Source organism: Micromonospora globbae (assembly GCF_003610785.1).
Lineage (GTDB): Bacteria > Actinomycetota > Actinomycetes > Mycobacteriales > Micromonosporaceae > Micromonospora > Micromonospora globbae.
On the sequence record NZ_RAQQ01000010.1, the window covers coordinates 224987 to 239903 of the forward strand.

Consider the following 14917-nt stretch of genomic DNA (forward strand, 5'->3'; position numbering starts at 1 on the left):
GGGCGTGGGCGCGCGGCGGGCGCCGGGCGCTCACGGCCCGGGCCGTACGGCCCGGCGAGCGTGATCGGCACCGGACGCCGCTCAGAGCGCGTGCCCGCCGGCCACCTGGAGGACCCGCCCGGTGATCCACCGGGCCTGGCGGGAGGCCAGGAACACGACGGCGTCGGCGATGTCGTCCGGATCCCCGACGCGGCCCATCGGCACGAGGTCGGCGACCCGCGCGGCGAGGTCGTGGCTCATCCATCCGGTCTGCACCGGCCCCGGGGCCACCGCGTTGACCCTGATGCCGCGCCGGGCGAGGTCGAGCGCGGTGGCGCGGGTGATCGCCTCCAGGGCCGCCTTGGACGTGCCGTAGCCGACCTGGCCCGGGAAGGCACGCGCCGCGTCGGTGCTGATGTTGACGACGCACGGCGCCTCCCCGCCGGTGTGCCGACGGGCGACCTCCGCGATCAGGAGTGCCGGAGCGATCGCGTTGACCCGGTAGTGGCGTTCGAGGGAGCCGAGGCTCAGCTCGTCGATCGTGTCCGGCGCCTCGCAGTGCGCCGCGTTGTTGACCAGGACGTCCACGGATCCGGCGCGGGCGACGACCGCGCCGACCAACTCGCGTGCCGCCTCGGGTGCGGTGAGGTCGGCGCTCACGGCGAAGGCGCCGTTGCCGAGTTCCCGCGCGAGGCGGTCGGCGTCCTCGACGGCCGGGGTGACGTGCGCCCACTCCGTCCCGGCCGGGGCGGGCGGGTCCTGGGCCAGGTAGTGGATCGCGACCCGTGCGCCCTGCCGGGCGAAGGCCCTGCTGATGGCCGCGCCGATGTTGCCCGCACCTCCCGTGACGAGCACCGTCCTGCCGGCGAGCCCCGGATCGATCACCGCCACCCTCCTGACGTGCCTGCGGCACAGGGCCGCGCGACCGTGGTCCGCCGACACCCTAGGGGGCGGCCCGCCGTCGGGCGACCTGATTCGGACGCCGGCCGCCTCCGCCGCGGACCGGACTCGCGAAGGTCGGCGTGGCCCTCGGCCGGCCGACTCGGGAACGTCGACCCGCGACTGTCGCTCCCGGCGCCGCCGGCTGGGAGGATCGGCGCGTGTGGTCCCGAACGTTCCCACGGCTCGCGCTGGCCGCCGGCCTCCTGGCGGCGGCGCCGGCCTGCACCACCCAGGACCGGGGGGCGGCCCCCGACGCGTCCGCTCCGGTCCGGCCGGTGGTCTCGCCGCTGCCTCCGCTGCCGCCTGAAGGGCTGCGCCTGTCATGCGGGGACGCGATCCCGGGCACGGCGCCGCCGCCGGGGTACCGCACGGTCGCCGGAGCGGTCGCCGTGCCCACCGCCGTCCTCGGATACGACCGGTCGCCCGACGGTCCGGAGCCGGCGTGGTGGTTCGCCAAGTGGGGGCTGTACGTCCGCGCCGGAGCGGCCGCCGAGGTGCGGGTGGCACCCGGGTGGGCGGGCCGAGCGCGCATCGGATGGGGCCGGGACGCCATGCCCGCGGAGACGGTGCAGGTGGGGCCGTGCCCCGCCGCGTCGGCCACGTGGCTGGTCTTCACCGGCGGGACGTGGGTGTCGGATCCGTCGTGCGTCCCGCTCGTCGTCGACTCCGGAGGGCAGCGGGTCGACGTGCCGGTCGCCGTCGGTACGCCGTGCGCGGGGCCGCGCTGACAGGGGCGCACCTCGTGCCCCCACGCTGGGGCCCGGCCCCCGCCGTGGCCGCCGTCGCGCCCGCGGCAGTGCGGCCGGACCCCGTCGTCCGAGGCCCGGCCGGGCTGCCCGCGCGCCGGTCACTGGCCCGGCTTGTACCTCCGCTCTATGTGGCCCTTCAGGTCCTCCGGGTAGAAGTAGACGGGGCGCAGGTCGCCGTTGGCGTACCGTTCGGCCTGGTCGTTGAAGTGCGGCGAGTCGGGGTGCCCGCTCGCGCCTCCGGCCGTCACCGCCCAGGCGCGCAGCCGCGGCCCGAACTCGACGACCGCCACGAAGCTGTTGCCGCTGGTGCCGTAGTAGCGCTTCGTGCCCGGGTAGCGGCGCGCGCCGAACGAGGCGAGCGAACCCCACTGCGCGGAGGTGAAGGGCACCGGGATGCTGGGCTTGGCGTCGTCGAAGGTCTGGGTGATCGCGCCGTCGTTGCGCTGGAAGCGGTTGATCTCGCCCCACGGCACCTGCCAGCTGCCGAAGTCCTGGGTAAGCCGGTTCGTTGCCTCCGCGAGGGCGGTGAGCCGCTGCGGGTCGGTGGCGCGTTCGGCCAGGTAGTCCCACATGGACATGCCGGCGTCCCGGGCCGCCTGCGCCAGGGGCGCCCACAGCGCCTCACCCCAGAACACGGCCAGGGACGTCGCGGTCGACTCCGCGCTCCAGCGGTGGTCCCAGTCGCGGAGCAGGCCGACCGGGCCGGCGAGTGCCGACTTCTGCGGGTCGTCGTCGGGCAGCTTGTCCCATGCCGCGACCAGTTGCGGCACGAGCCGGGCGAACGCCGTGAGGTACCGGTCGAAGGCCGCCTCGATCAGCGTCTGGGGGGTGAAGTCGGTGCGGGCGCTGAGCACCCGGATCGCCTGCGGGCCGCGCGGGTTCTCCCCCGCCTGGTCGAAGTAGCGCGGGTAGTCCTCCGCCCGGGGGCTGTCCGGGCCGGCGGCGGTCCACGGCCAGTTGTTCGTGTTGAACGTCCAGCCGTTCCTCGGGTTCACCACCTGAGGGAGGCTCCGCAGGGTGTGCAGCCCGTGCCAGTCGGTCTCCGGGTCGCTGCCGTCGACGGGCTTGCGGTAGTCGAAGCGGTCCTCGCGTACGGGCATGAACTGCGGCACCAGGAACGCGATCTCACCCTTCGCGCTCGCGAACAGGGTGTTGTTCGAGCTGTTGGCCTTGAGCCCCGCCACGGCGATGTAGCTCGCGTAGTCGCGCGTCTTGGTGCGCAGGAAGCTCTGTTGCAGCGCCTCGACGGGCCGGTTCATGAGGGCGAACGCGATCCACTTGCCGTCGGCCTCCCGCACGATGGGCCCGTGGTGGGTGGCGTACGTCGTGAACCGCCGGCGCGCCAGCCCGCCCTCGGCCGTACGGTAGGACAGCGTGATCGTCTTCGTGGTCACGGGCCGCAGCCGCGTGCCGTACCGGTAGGAGCGGCGGCCGTCCGGCCCGGTCACGATCGTCTCGGCGAACTCGTCGACGTTGTCGACGCCGCTGGACGTGTGCATCCATCCGGTGTGGGCGTTGAAGCCCTGGTAGATGAAGAACTGGCCCCAGGTGGCCGCGCCGTAGACGTCGAGCCCCTCGCCGCTGGTCACGTGCTGCTCGGAGCGGAAGAAGAAGCTGGTGTGCGGGTTGATCAGCAGCAGCGCGTGGCCGTCGCGGGTGTGGCTGGGCGCGATGGCCATGCCGTTGGAGCCGCTGGGCTCGCGGAACAGCAACCCGCGTTCCTCGTCGGTCATCGGCGCCGAACGCCCCTCGTAGAACGCCTGGAGCTGGCTGAGCGGCACCCGCTCGATGTCGCCGCCGATGCTGCCCTCGGAGAAGCTCAGCGGCATCCACGGCTCGAACCGCGTGATGACGCGCGGGCGCACCTCGGGGTGGGTCGCGAGGTAGTAGTTGAGGCCGTCCGCCCAGGCCTGCATGAGCTTCCGCAGCCAGGCGGGGCAGGCGGCGTAGTACCTCTTCAGGGTCTCGGGGTCGATGAACAGCCGCTGGCGCAGGTCCTGCCAGATCGCGCTCTCGCCCTCGGCCTCGGCGAGACGGCCGAGGCTCACCAGGTAGTTGCGCTCGATCCGGTTGAAGTCGTCCTCGGCCTGGGCGTACATCATCCCGAACACGGCGTCGGCGTCCGTCCTGCCGGTCACGTGCGGGATGCCCCAGTCGTCGCGGGTGATCGTCACGTGTGCCGCCTGCCGGCGCCAGCGGGCGAGATCGGAACCGCCCTTCCCGGCCGCGGTCGCGCCGCCGGTCGGCAGTCCCGCCGCGACGGCGGCGGCGCCGGCGGCCAGTCCGGCCGCGCCGCCCAGGATGCGGCGCCGGCTCAGCCCGTCGTTCTGCGCGTGGTCCATGGGGGTGGTCCACCTTTCTCGAAAGGGACGGTGCGGTGGTGGGGCGATCCGGGTGGATCGGCTCGTGGCATCCGCGGGGCCGGCGCCCGAGGCGTCTCGGCGACTGCCGGTTCGCGGACTCCGAGCACTGCGGCCTGTCCCTACCGGACGGACCCGGCGGTGCCGGTCGCGCGTGGGTGAGGTGCGCCGGAGGCGCCGGCGCAGGGTCGGGCGGCGGCGCGGTGCCCGCCGTTCGGCCAGGGGACGACAACGATCATCGCCACCTCCCCGACCACTCGGTGATCAACCCGCTCCGACATGACTACCACTCGTGGGGCGGACGGGCAATAGAGATCAACAGATATTCGCCCTGATCGCAGGCCGGGTCACGGCCGGCGCGCGTGATCGCTCCGCGACACGAGGGGCGGGCGGCGGAGCCAGGCGACCAGCACGGCGGCGGCCAGGTACGCCCGCGCGGCCACGCGGCCACCGCCGTGCGGGTTCACGACCGGATACGCATTGGCGTCGGTAATAATCTTTTACGGGCAACCATGGGATGAGGGTTGACATCCGCGGGCCCTGTTGGTTTGGATCGACACTAGCCGTTTGAGGAGCTGCAGGAGAGTCCTCCCTCTGGCCAAGGGAGGCGCCGAAGGAGCAACTTCCCGGAATCTCTCAGGCCCAGGTACTGCAGTTCCGAGGCGCCACTGGAGAGCAGCGGCGTATGCCGCTCACCGAAGGGGGAAGCCAGCGCGAGCTGGTGACACTCTCAGGTAAACAGACAGTGGGGACGGTGGGCGCCCGTTGCGTCCAATCGACAGTCGGCTCAACGTCATGCCCTTTTCCGTCGACCCCCAATGTGTCACTCCTCCGCGGGATCCTCCATTTCGGATTGCCCGTTGCTCACCATTTCGGCATGCCGACGACCCGCTGTCACTGTCCGGTTGATCAGCTTCTGGTCGAGGAGAGCAACGTGTGTGAAACCGATCATCTCGATTCGTCCGGGTACAGCCGTCGCGATCTGCTCGGGCTCCTCGGCGCCGCCGGCGCCGGGCTCGCGGTCGCTCCCATCCTGACGTCGGACCCGGCCCTGGCCGCCGCGTCGGATCTCGCGCTCGACCCCGCGACGATGCCGGCCGATCCCGTGAACTACGAGGCGCCGACGGGTCTGGCCGTCGACTCACAGGCGAAGGACGCGGCCCTCTCGTGGATCGACCGCGAGTCCGACCGCATCATCGGCCTGAACGACCGGATCTGGGAGTACGCGGAGCCCTCCCTGGCCGAGTGGAACTCGTCGTGGGCCGAGGCGCAGTTCCTGAAGGCGAACGGCTTCACGATCGAGTGGGGGTCGGGCGGCATGCCCACCGCGTTCGTGGCGACGTTCAGCAACGGCACCGGCAAGCCGGTGATCGGCTTCAGCGGTGAGTACGACGCGCTGCCGGGGCTGTCGCAGGAGAAGTCCAACCCGCAGCACTCCCCGCTCATCTACCACCACGACCCCTACTCGCCCACGTACGGCTTCGGCCACGGCTGCGGGCACTGCGCGCTGGGCGCCGCGGCGGCCGGCGCGGCGGTGGCGACCGCGAAGGCGATGAAGGCCCGCAACCTCGACGGCACCATCAAGTTCTTCGGCTCCACGGCCGAGGAGCAGCTGGTCGGCAAGTCGGTCGCCGTGAAGGCGGGCGTCTACCGGGGCCTGGACGCCTTCGTCGACTGGCACCCGGCCACCGGCAACAGCACCAGCTGGGGCTCGGGCAACGCGATGTACAGCGTCGCGTTCCAGTTCCTGGGCACGGACGGCCACGGCGGCTCCCCGTTGAGCACCCGCTCCACCCAGGACGCGGTCACGGCGATGGCGATGCTCACCGAGTTCCTGCGGGAGAGCGACATGGCCCACACCGCCCGCATGCACCACGCCATCCGCCAGACCGGGCAGGCGCCGAACGTCTTCCCGACGCTGTCGAGCATCTGGTACTACGCGCGGGAGGGCAGCCCGGCCCGCGCCAAGATCCTCATGGACAAGATCGTCAAGTGTGCCGAGGCGGCCGCCCTGGCCACCGGCACCCGCATGCAGTACCGCATTATGGGCGGCGTCTGGAACAAGCTCGGCAACAAGCGCGGCGCCGAGTTGATGTACGCCAACATGACGCAGGTCGGCGCGCCGACGTTCTCGGAGGCCGACCAGCGCTTCGGCAAGGCGTTGCAGAGGTCGAACGGGTCGGCGGAGACCGGCTTCTCCTCCACGATCAGTGAGCTCCGGCCCCCGGCGCCGGTGTTCATGGGCGGCGGCTCCACCGACGTCGCCGACATCAGCTGGCAGGTGCCCACCATCTCCATGGGCACCGCCCACCAGCCCGGCGGCACGAAGAACCACTCGTGGCACCACACCGCCACGGCGGCGTCGCACGCCGGGCACGTCTCCATGCTGGCCGCCGCCAAGTACCTGGCCGCCACCACCGTCGACCTGCTGACCCAGCCGACGGTCATCGCCGAGATGAAGGAGGAGTTCGAGCGGCGTACGGCGAAGATCAAGTGGAAGAGCATGCTGCCGAACGACTACGAGCTGCCCCTGTACGAGCCGCCGAAGTGGTTCCTGGAGCGGACCCGGCAGTCCTGGCCGCCGCGCGGGGTCACCTGGCCGCCCCGGCGGGTCGTCTCCACCGAGACCGCCCCTGACCTCGGGCCGAGCCTGCCGCCGTCGAACCTGCCGCCGCTGGAGTAGCGCCGGTGGGCCCGGCGTCGCCGGGCCGGAGCACGGGTGTGGTGTCGGGGCGCGGCCCCGGCACCACACCGCCGTGTCCGCGTCGCACGCCCTCCCGGGCGACGTACGCCGGCCCGTGACGCGGGCCGGTGCTCGTCCGTGACGCGGGGCGGTGCGGGCCCGCGATGCCGGTCACCGCTCGTCCGTGCGCCGGTCGGCGGTCCGTGATGCCGGTCACCGCTCTTCTACGACGCCGGGCGGCGCCGGCTCGACGAGGATGTCTAGGGTTATGCCGATGCCTTCCTCGCTGAACGCCTCGAAGACGCGGGCCGCCCTGCGGGCCTCGGCACGCGTCTCCCTGGACATGCTGCTGGTCCTGCTGGGCACCGGGGTGGTCCTGTGGATCATGGGCCGGATGTGGTCGGTCGTCTGGCCGCTCGTGATCGCCCTGCTCCTGACCACGTTGACCTGGCCGCTGGCCCGCTTCCTGCGCCGGCACGGCTGGCGCCCGGCGCTGGCCGCGTCGACCGTGACCCTGCTGTTCCTCCTCGCCGCCGCCGGGATCGTGGTGCTCATCGCGGTGCCGGTCGCGTCGCAGTCCGGCGAGCTGGCCGACGGGGTCGTCGACGGGATCCAGCACCTGCGCGAGTGGGCCTCCGGCCCGCCGCTGAACATCGGCGACGACGAGATCAGCGAGGCGCTCGACGCCGGGGTCGCCCGTGTCCAGGACAGCGTGGGCAGCATCGTGACCGCCACGGTCACGGGTGTGGGGACGATCGTCAACGGGGTCGTCACCGCCGTCCTGGCGGTGTTCCTCATGTTCTTCTTCCTCAAGGACGGCCCCCGGTTCCTGCCCTGGCTCACCCGCCAGCTCCCCGGCCGCCTCGCCGTGGACGTGCCCACCGTGGCGGCCCGCAGCTGGGACACCCTGGGCGCGTTCGTGCGGTCCCAGGCGTTCGTCGGTCTGTTGGACGCCGTCTTCATCGGCCTCGGCCTGTGGATCGTCGGGGTGCCGCTGGTGCTGCCCCTGGCCGTGCTGACGTTCGTGGCGGCGTTCGTCCCCATCGTGGGTGCCCTGTTCGCCGGGTTCGTCGCCGTCCTCATCGCGCTGGTGTCGAACGGCCTGACCGACGCGCTCATCGTGCTCGCCATCATCGTGGCGGTGCAGCAGCTCGAAGGGAACGTCTTCCAGCCCATGGTGCAGAGCCGCGGGCTCGGCCTGCACGCGGCGGTCGTCCTGCTCGCGGTGACGCTGGGCGGCAGCCTGGCCGGCATCGTGGGCAGCCTGCTGGCGGTGCCGGCCGCCGCGCTGGTCGCCGTGATCTGGAACTACCTGCGCGAGCAGTTGAGCGACCCGCCCGAACGGGCCGCACCGGAGCAACCGGACCCGGACCCGACCGACCCGGCCGGTGAGCCGGGCCCCGACCGCCCTGCGGCGGGCGCCACCCCGGCCGAGCAGCCCGCCTGACGGCGGGGCGACCACCGGACGGGTTCAGGTCCCCTCGGTGACGGCCGGCTCGGGCTCCAACGGGCGTGAGGCGGTACGCCAGCCGGGGCCACCCGGGATCGCCGGGTGGCCGCCCGGCGACCCGGTCCGGGTGACGGCGGCCAGCGACGGCGCCGGGTCCACGACCGTCGACGCCGGAGGCACGACAGGCGCCGTCCGCGGCATCGGGGCGGGCGCGAAAGCCGTCCCGGGTGCGGTCGCCCTCCCTGATGCGACCGCCGTCCCGGGTGCGGCCGCCCTCCCTGATACGGCCGCCGTCCCGGGTGCGGTCGCCCTCCCCCATCGGATGGCGGGCGTCATCGCCGCCCGTGCGCGAGTCGCGATCGCGATCGCCGTCCGCGTTCCGGGCACGGTCGCCGCCCGGGTGGCCGGCGCGGTCCGCGGTCGCGGCGCCAGCAGCAGGATGGTGCCGAGCAGGGCCAGGGCGGCGACGGCGTCGAGCCAGTAGTGGTTCCCGGTCACCACGACGACGGCGAGGGTGAGCACCGGGTGCAGCAGCCAGAGCCACCGCCAGCGGCTGCGGCCGGCGGCGACCAGGACGATGGCGACCACCGCGGCCCAGCCGACGTGCAGGGAGGGCATGGCGGCGTACTGGTTGGAGAGGGTGTCGGTGGCGGGATCACCGTAGGCGCGGGGGCCCACGAGCTTTCCCGTGTCGAGCACTCCGGTGGCGGACAGCAGCCGCGGCGGCGCCATGGGCACGAGCGCCTGGATGGCGAAGCCCACGGCGGTCAGCGCCGCGAGGAGCGTCCGGGCCCACCGGTACAGGGCGGGCCGGAACAGGTACGTGAACAGCAGTAGCGCCGCGGTGGCGGGAAAGTGCACCGAGGCGTAGAAGCGGTTCGCGGCGCGGACCAGGTGGTCGTGCGACAGCAGGATCCCCTGCAGGGTGGCCTCGTCGGGCAGTCGCACGGCGCGCTCCAGCCCCCAGACGTGTGTGGCGTTGGCGTACGCGCTGGAGAGGTCCCCGACCGCGACCAGCCGTCCGAGCTTGTACGCCAGGAACAGCGCGGCGACGAGCAGCAGCTCCCGGAGGGGGTGCGGGCGGGTCCCGCGGTCGTCGGCGCCCACGGCGGTCCTTTCACGACGAGGGTTGGGCAGGTGTGGGACCTCGCCGCCGGCGGGCGGCCCCACGGGAGGGGAGGCGGGTCAGCTCCGGCTCGGTGCCGTGCGTGACGCGCACGTCGGCCGGGCCGGCGGGCCGCCGGGTTCAGGTGGCCGGTGCGGCGCGGCCGAGCGGGAGGCCGTCGCGCAGCTGGGTGATGCTCGCCCGGACGAGGTCCGGGAGGCTGGCGTCGGTGTCGCCGTCGGCCCAGAACGTGACGACCGCCCGCATGAGGGCTCCGGGCACGGCCGCCAGCAGGTGCGGGGCGAGGTCACGCTCGACGTCGGCACCCGTCCGCTCGGCGATGACCTCGGCGATGAGCCGTTCGACGTGGGCGAACACCGTCAGTTGCTGGGCCAGCAGCGCCGGGTTCGCCGCGGAGACGCGCGCCAGGACGGCGATGTCGTCCCGGTCGCCGAGCACGTTCGTGATCGCCTCGGGCAGGACGTGGGCGAGCGAGTCCCAGACCGGCTCGTCGGCGGGCCGGGCGCGCAGCGCCTCCACGAGCGAGGACGCGCGTTGCACGATCCCGTCGAGGATCGCCTCCTCGCGGCTGGAGAAGTAGTTGCGGAAGGTCCGGGGTGAGACGTCCACGGTCGCGGCGACCGTCTCGGCGGTCACCGCGTCGATCCCGCGCTCCACCATCAGCGACCATGCCGCCTGGCTCAGCGCCGCGCGGGTCGCCCGCTTCTTGCGCTCGCGAAGGCCAACGTCCGAGGTCACGCGACCACTATCCGCGAAACTTGCTTTTCCGGCAAAGTTTCCAAGAGGGAAAAATCGTGTGCCCGATCACAGCGCCGCGCCCCCGATCCCCTCCCGCGATCTTGCACTTTCCGCCCCAGCGAACCGGGATGAAGCACCCGTATCGGGGGCACGAAGTGCAAGATCGCGGGAGCTGGGCGGGAGCGCGACGCAGCGATCCATTTACCAGCTGTGATTTCCTGGAGGGAGGTGGCCGCCCTGCTCCGGGGAGGACAGGATGACGACGATCGAGCTGAGGAGGGTGACGGCGGTCGGCGTGCTCGTGGCCCTGACCGTCGCCCTCACCGCGATCACCTGGTACGGCCTGCTCGCCGGCGCGATCTGGGGGCTCGTCCTGCTCTGCGCCGGCCACGCCCGCTCGGTGCGGCGGCGGCTCGGCCCGGATCACGTACGCGACGGGGCGAACCTCCGCTACCACCTGTGCGCGCTCGGCGTCCTGTACCTCGTGCCGATCGGCGTCGCCGCCACCTTCTACTGCCTCGTGGCGGCCTGGGTCGAATCGTCCGGCGGCACCGCGAGCACCGACCGGCTCATCGCCCTCCAGCGCGCCTTCGAGGAAACGTCGTCGTTCTTCTCCGACAACCTCAAGCTGAGCGAGTCGGTGGTGCTCGGCGTCCTGGTCGGCGTCCACCTGCTGACCTGTCTCCTGCTGGCAAAGGGCACGCGCCACCGGCGCCCGGACGCCGGGCACGGGGTGGCGGTTCCGGACGGCGCACGGGCTCCACCGCGGCACCGAGTTCTACACCCGCTACAGCGGGCCGGCCGCGGCGGGCCTCGCCACGCTCGCGTCCTTCTCCCTCTTCGGCATGCACCTCGGCGTGCCCGCGGATGACCTGCGGTTGCGCCTCAAGGTCGCCCAGCAGGGGTACGCGGACGTGACGGCGAAGGTCGAGGCGGACCTGTCCACCCGCGTGACGAGCGGCCTGTACACGAAGGTCCTCGCCACCTTCCCACCGTCGTACCGGGACGCCCTGAGCGAGCAGGCGACGATCGCCGACCTGGCCGACACCGTGCGGGCACACGCCGAGGAGACGCGGCGCCGGTACGCGGTCGGCGTCCCCGCCGTGGACGCGGCGGTCCGGGAGGAGACTGCCCGACGGACCCGGTTGGGCGCGCTCGACGGCGACCTGCGGGTCGAGTCGACCGGGCGGCGGGACCTGCCGGGGGACGTGACACCGGAGCAGATCGCGGCCAGCCGCCGGGCTCTGGCCGACCGGCCGGGCGGCGGCGGGATCGACCTCGTCGCCGACGGGCGCAGGAAGGTGACGCTGCACCTGGAGAAGGTCGTCAGCGAACGGATCCTGGCGCTCACCCGACCGCTCACCGAGGCCGTCCCGATCATGGAGCCGCTGCTGCAGGCCTTCGCCGACGCCGCCGACCAGGTGCTCCAGGACCGGATCGGCAGGGCGTACGACCGTCTCGTCGGCGTCGCGGTCCGCAGCCCGCAGGACCTCGACGCGGCGGTCGCGCGGGAAGCCGCGGTGATCGTCGACCAGACGGACGTCCGCCGGCCCGTCGCCGACGCCACGCCCCGGGCGGAGCGGTTGGCGGAGAGGCACCGGCAGACGCTGGCGTCGTTGCGCAACGGTCCCACCCTGATCGACCGGAAGGTGACCGAGACCCTGAAGGCCCGCCGGCCGCCCCAGGCGCGTCCGGGACGGCCGGGGCCCCTGCCGGAGCTGCGCCTTCCGGAGCTGCTCGTGCCGGAGCTGCCCCCGCTCCCCCGCTACTACCCGCCGGATCTCGGCGGCTACCAGCGTCCGCCGTACACGTACCGACCGGCGCCCCGGATCGCGCCGCCGCCACCGCGGCCCGTCCGGCCGGTACCGCGCATCTTCGTCTGGTAGCGATCGTCGCCGCGCTGCCCGGGGTCAGCCGGCGGGGCGCAGCCGCCCGATCTCCCCCGCCCCGGCGTCGAGGAGCACCAGCGTCTCGCCGTCCAGGCCGGCCCGCCAGGACGACGAGAGCCAGGCCCCGACGGGCTCCCCCTCGCAGCCGATCAGCGTGCTGGGCCCGGATGTGGCGAGCAGCGCGCCTCCCGGGCCGGCCACCCAGCGTCCGCCCTGACCGTTGCATCCGTCGGAGCCGCGCCACTCACCGTCGGCGCGGAACTCGACGTACACCGTCTCGGGCCCGCGGGCCGGCGCCCATCTGCCGACGAGCCGGGCCGGGTCGACGGGGCGCAGGTTCGCCGGCAGCGCGGCCGCGGGCGCGAACCGCCGCCGGTCCTCGTCGGTGAGCGTGGGCGGCGCCACCTCGGAGGGTGCCAGGTGCGGCCCCGGCGTCGGCGTGGCCCCGGGACGCAGCCGGGCGACCTGGGCGCCCGCGGCGTCGACGAGGATCGGGGTGTCGCCCTCCAGCCGGTATCCGGTGGCCAGCTGGAGCCAGCCAGGGGGCGGAAGGGGGTCGGCGGTGCATCCGTCGCCCCGCCGGGGCCCGGAGATGCCGAACATGGCGGCGACGAAGAGACCGCCGGAGTCGGCTCGCCACGAGCCGGTGTGCATCCCGCAGCGGCCGAAGAGCTGGATCTGGTGGGGAGCGACGCGCAGGACGCCCTGGGGCTCCTCGGCCACCCCGACGAGGTGCCAGTTGCCGATCAGCGCTGTGGGATCCACGGGGGCCGGTGTCGCCGTGAGAGGCTGCTCGGCGCGCGGCGGAGACGGTTGCGCCCCGTCCTCGCCGGCGCAGCCCGCAAGCAGCGCCCCGACAATGACCGTCGCCGCAAGGAAACCCCGCCGGCCCATCGCTTCACCCGTCCTCTCGCCACACCGGCCACCGCCGGCCCCGACGTCTTGGACGGCCGGCGGTGGCGTGTGGTTGCATCCGGGCGGGGGAACTATCCTCCGGCCATCGCGCCCAGGACGATGAACGGCTCCTCGCCTCTGGTGACCCGCTCGGGCAGCGGCGCGTCGGGTGACTCGTTGGACAGGTCCTCCTCGCAGGCGTAGAAGCGGACGAACGGGCGGCGCTTGCCGCTGTGCCGGTCACGGATGGTGCCCAGCAGCATCGGGTAGCGCGCCTCGATGGCGTCCAGCACCCGGCGCTGGGTGACCGGGCCGTCCCCGGTCACCTCGATGGCGACTTCCCCGGTGACGTGCGCGAGGGTCTTCAGGTGGGCCGGGAGGACGACCCGGATCACGGCAGCACCTGGGCTTCCACGGAGAGCACGGGCGGGAGGTCCCGGACGATGGGCGCCCAGGTGTCGCCGCCGTCGGCGGAGTGGTAGACCTGGCCGCCGCTGGTGCCGAAGTAGATCCCGCACGGGTCGAGCGTGTCGACCGCCATGGCGTCCCGCAGCACGTTGACGTAGCAGTTGGCCTGCGGGAGCCCCGTGGTCAGCGGCTCCCACTCGTCGCCGCCGGTGCGGCTGCGGTACACGCGGAGCTTCCCCTCCGGCGGGTAGTGCTCCGAGTCGCTCTTGATCGGCACGACGTAGATCGTCTCCGGCTCGTGCGCGTGCACGGCGATCGGGAAGCCGAAGTCGGACGGGAGGTTGCCGCTCACCTCGCGCCAGGTCGCCCCGGCGTCGTCGCTGCGCATGACGTCCCAGTGCTTCTGCATGAACAGCGTGTCGGGCCGGGAGGGGTGCTGGGTGATGTGGTGCACGCAGTGGCCGACCTCCGCGTCCTGGTCGGGGATCTCCCCCGAGCGCAGGCCCTTGTTGATGGGCAGCCAGCTGTCGCCGCCGTCGTCGCTGCGGAACGCGCCCGCCGCGGAGATGGCCGTGTAGATCCGGCCCTGGTGCGCCGGGTCCAGGATGATCGTGTGCAGGCACAGGCCGCCGGCCCCGGGCTGCCACGACGCCCCGGTGGGGTGCGTCCGGAGGCCGGTCAGCTCGGTCCACTTCTGGCCGCCGTCGGTGGACCGGTAGAGGGCGGCGTCCTCAGCGCCCGCGTACACGGTGTCGGGGTCGTCGTGGGACGGCTCGATGTGCCAGATGCGCTTGAACTCCCACGGGCGCGGGGTCCCGTCGTACCAGAGGTGGTCGCCGACGTCGCCGGCGTAGGCGAAGTCGTTGCCGACCGTGTTCCAGGTCTTCCCGCCGTCGTCGGAGCGCTGGATCAACTGCCCGAACCAGCCGCCGGACTGGGAGGCGTAGATCCGGTTGGGGTCGGCCGGCGACCCGGCGAGGTGGTAGATCTCCCAGCCGCCGAAGTGCGGTCCCTCGACCGTCCAGTCGCCGCGCCTGCCGTCCGACGTCAGCACGAACGCGCCCTTGCGTGTGCCGACCAGCACTCGTACGCCGCTCATCTCCGCATCCTTCCGTTCAGGTCAGTGGTGCCCCGGGTAAGACTCTCCGCCAGGTCGGAACTCATCGGTCACCGCCAGTCGTACTCTGCGGGTACGACGAATCGGTGGACGGCGCGCGGCGCGGCGACGGCCGGACGGCCGCCGGGTGCCGGTGCGCCGGCCGGAACCGGAGGAGCCGAGTGATGCCCCCGACCACTGTCGTGAACCTGAAGGGCCACCGCGACGACCCGGCGTACGCCGACGTGGTCTACGTGGGGCGCGCCATGTACCGGGGCGGCTGGCGCCTTCCGGCCTCCCCGCTGTCGAGCCCGTACCGTCCCGGCCCGGACGGTACGCGGGAGGAGGTCGTCGCGCGGTACCGCGCGTACCTGCTCGGACGGCCCGACCTGCTCGCCCTGCTCCCGGGGCTACGGGGGCGGCGGCTCGGCTGCTGGTGCGTGCCGGAGCGCTGTCACGCCGAGGTCATCGCCGAACTCGCCGACGCGCTGCCGTCGACGGCGGGGTAGGCGTCGCGAACCACGGCACCGACCATCGGGACGACGATTCGCACCTTCCGGGAGATGCGGCGTTGTGGACACCACCGGCGCCTCACCGGAACGT

Annotated in this window: 13 protein-coding genes and 1 riboswitch; of the genes, 6 read left to right on the plus strand and 7 right to left on the minus strand. The window is 73.2% G+C overall.

Annotated features, from left to right (window positions below):
• Positions 1-81: 81 nt before the first annotated feature.
• Positions 82-864, minus strand: coding sequence for an SDR family NAD(P)-dependent oxidoreductase (locus tag D7I43_RS16045; RefSeq protein ID WP_120329354.1), 783 nt, complete (start codon positions 862-864; stop codon positions 82-84).
• Between the two features lie 215 nt (positions 865-1079).
• On the opposite strand from D7I43_RS16045, the gene D7I43_RS16050 reads away from it, so the two are divergent.
• Positions 1080-1649 carry a hypothetical protein gene (locus D7I43_RS16050; protein WP_120329300.1) on the plus strand — a complete coding sequence of 190 codons (570 nt, stop codon included), beginning with the start codon at positions 1080-1082 and terminating at the stop codon, positions 1647-1649.
• A gap of 119 nt (positions 1650-1768) precedes the next feature.
• Here D7I43_RS16050 and D7I43_RS16055 read toward each other — a convergent pair whose 3' ends face one another.
• Entirely contained in the window at positions 1769-4012 is a 2244-nt protein-coding gene (locus tag D7I43_RS16055) for a penicillin acylase family protein (RefSeq protein WP_120329301.1), read from the minus strand.
• 586 nt (positions 4013-4598) lie between these two features.
• Positions 4599-4692: riboswitch (glycine riboswitch) on the plus strand.
• 272 nt (positions 4693-4964) lie between these two features.
• Between D7I43_RS16055 and D7I43_RS16060 the strand changes: the two genes are divergently transcribed.
• Positions 4965-6713 (plus strand): amidohydrolase, encoded by a 1749-nt coding sequence (locus D7I43_RS16060; RefSeq protein WP_204985206.1) that lies wholly within the window; start codon positions 4965-4967, stop codon positions 6711-6713.
• Between the two features lie 274 nt (positions 6714-6987).
• Entirely contained in the window at positions 6988-8160 is a 1173-nt protein-coding gene (locus D7I43_RS16065; protein ID WP_120329355.1) for an AI-2E family transporter, read from the plus strand.
• Positions 8161-8184: 24 nt separating this feature from the next.
• Here the strand turns inward: D7I43_RS16065 and D7I43_RS16070 are convergent, their stop codons facing one another.
• Together D7I43_RS16070 and D7I43_RS16075 are read right to left on the minus strand one after the other, a co-directional pair.
• A complete protein-coding gene (locus D7I43_RS16070) occupies positions 8185-9270 on the minus strand; it encodes a phosphatase PAP2 family protein (protein WP_120329303.1) in 1086 nt (361 codons plus the stop codon).
• A gap of 139 nt (positions 9271-9409) precedes the next feature.
• Positions 9410-10027: a TetR/AcrR family transcriptional regulator gene (locus tag D7I43_RS16075; protein WP_120329304.1), complete on the minus strand. Its 618-nt coding sequence runs from the start codon at positions 10025-10027 to the stop codon at positions 9410-9412.
• 256 nt (positions 10028-10283) lie between these two features.
• On the opposite strand from D7I43_RS16075, the gene D7I43_RS16080 reads away from it, so the two are divergent.
• Together D7I43_RS16080 and D7I43_RS16085 are read left to right on the plus strand one after the other, a co-directional pair.
• Positions 10284-10898: a hypothetical protein gene (locus D7I43_RS16080; protein WP_120329305.1), complete on the plus strand. Its 615-nt coding sequence runs from the start codon at positions 10284-10286 to the stop codon at positions 10896-10898.
• Positions 10885-11913: a hypothetical protein gene (locus tag D7I43_RS16085; protein WP_147427255.1), complete on the plus strand. Its 1029-nt coding sequence runs from the start codon at positions 10885-10887 to the stop codon at positions 11911-11913. The genes D7I43_RS16080 and D7I43_RS16085 overlap by 14 nt, the downstream gene beginning before the upstream one ends.
• 24 nt (positions 11914-11937) lie before the next feature.
• Here the strand turns inward: D7I43_RS16085 and D7I43_RS16090 are convergent, their stop codons facing one another.
• The 3 genes from D7I43_RS16090 to D7I43_RS16100 all read right to left on the minus strand — a co-directional run bounded on the left by D7I43_RS16090 (position 11938) and on the right by D7I43_RS16100 (position 14317).
• Entirely contained in the window at positions 11938-12681 is a 744-nt protein-coding gene (locus D7I43_RS16090) for an META domain-containing protein (protein WP_120329307.1), read from the minus strand.
• A 221-nt stretch (positions 12682-12902) separates the two neighbouring features.
• Positions 12903-13205: a MoaD/ThiS family protein gene (locus D7I43_RS16095; protein ID WP_120329308.1), complete on the minus strand. Its 303-nt coding sequence runs from the start codon at positions 13203-13205 to the stop codon at positions 12903-12905.
• Positions 13202-14317, minus strand: coding sequence for a WD40/YVTN/BNR-like repeat-containing protein (locus tag D7I43_RS16100; RefSeq protein WP_120329309.1), 1116 nt, complete (start codon positions 14315-14317; stop codon positions 13202-13204). The genes D7I43_RS16095 and D7I43_RS16100 overlap by 4 nt, the downstream gene beginning before the upstream one ends.
• Positions 14318-14499: 182 nt before the next feature.
• Here D7I43_RS16100 and D7I43_RS16105 point away from each other — a divergent pair, with 182 nt between their 5' ends.
• The gene (locus tag D7I43_RS16105; RefSeq protein WP_120329310.1) at positions 14500-14823 is read left to right on the plus strand and encodes a DUF4326 domain-containing protein; all 324 of its coding nucleotides are present in this window, start codon (positions 14500-14502) and stop codon (positions 14821-14823) included.
• Positions 14824-14917: the final 94 nt, after the last annotated feature.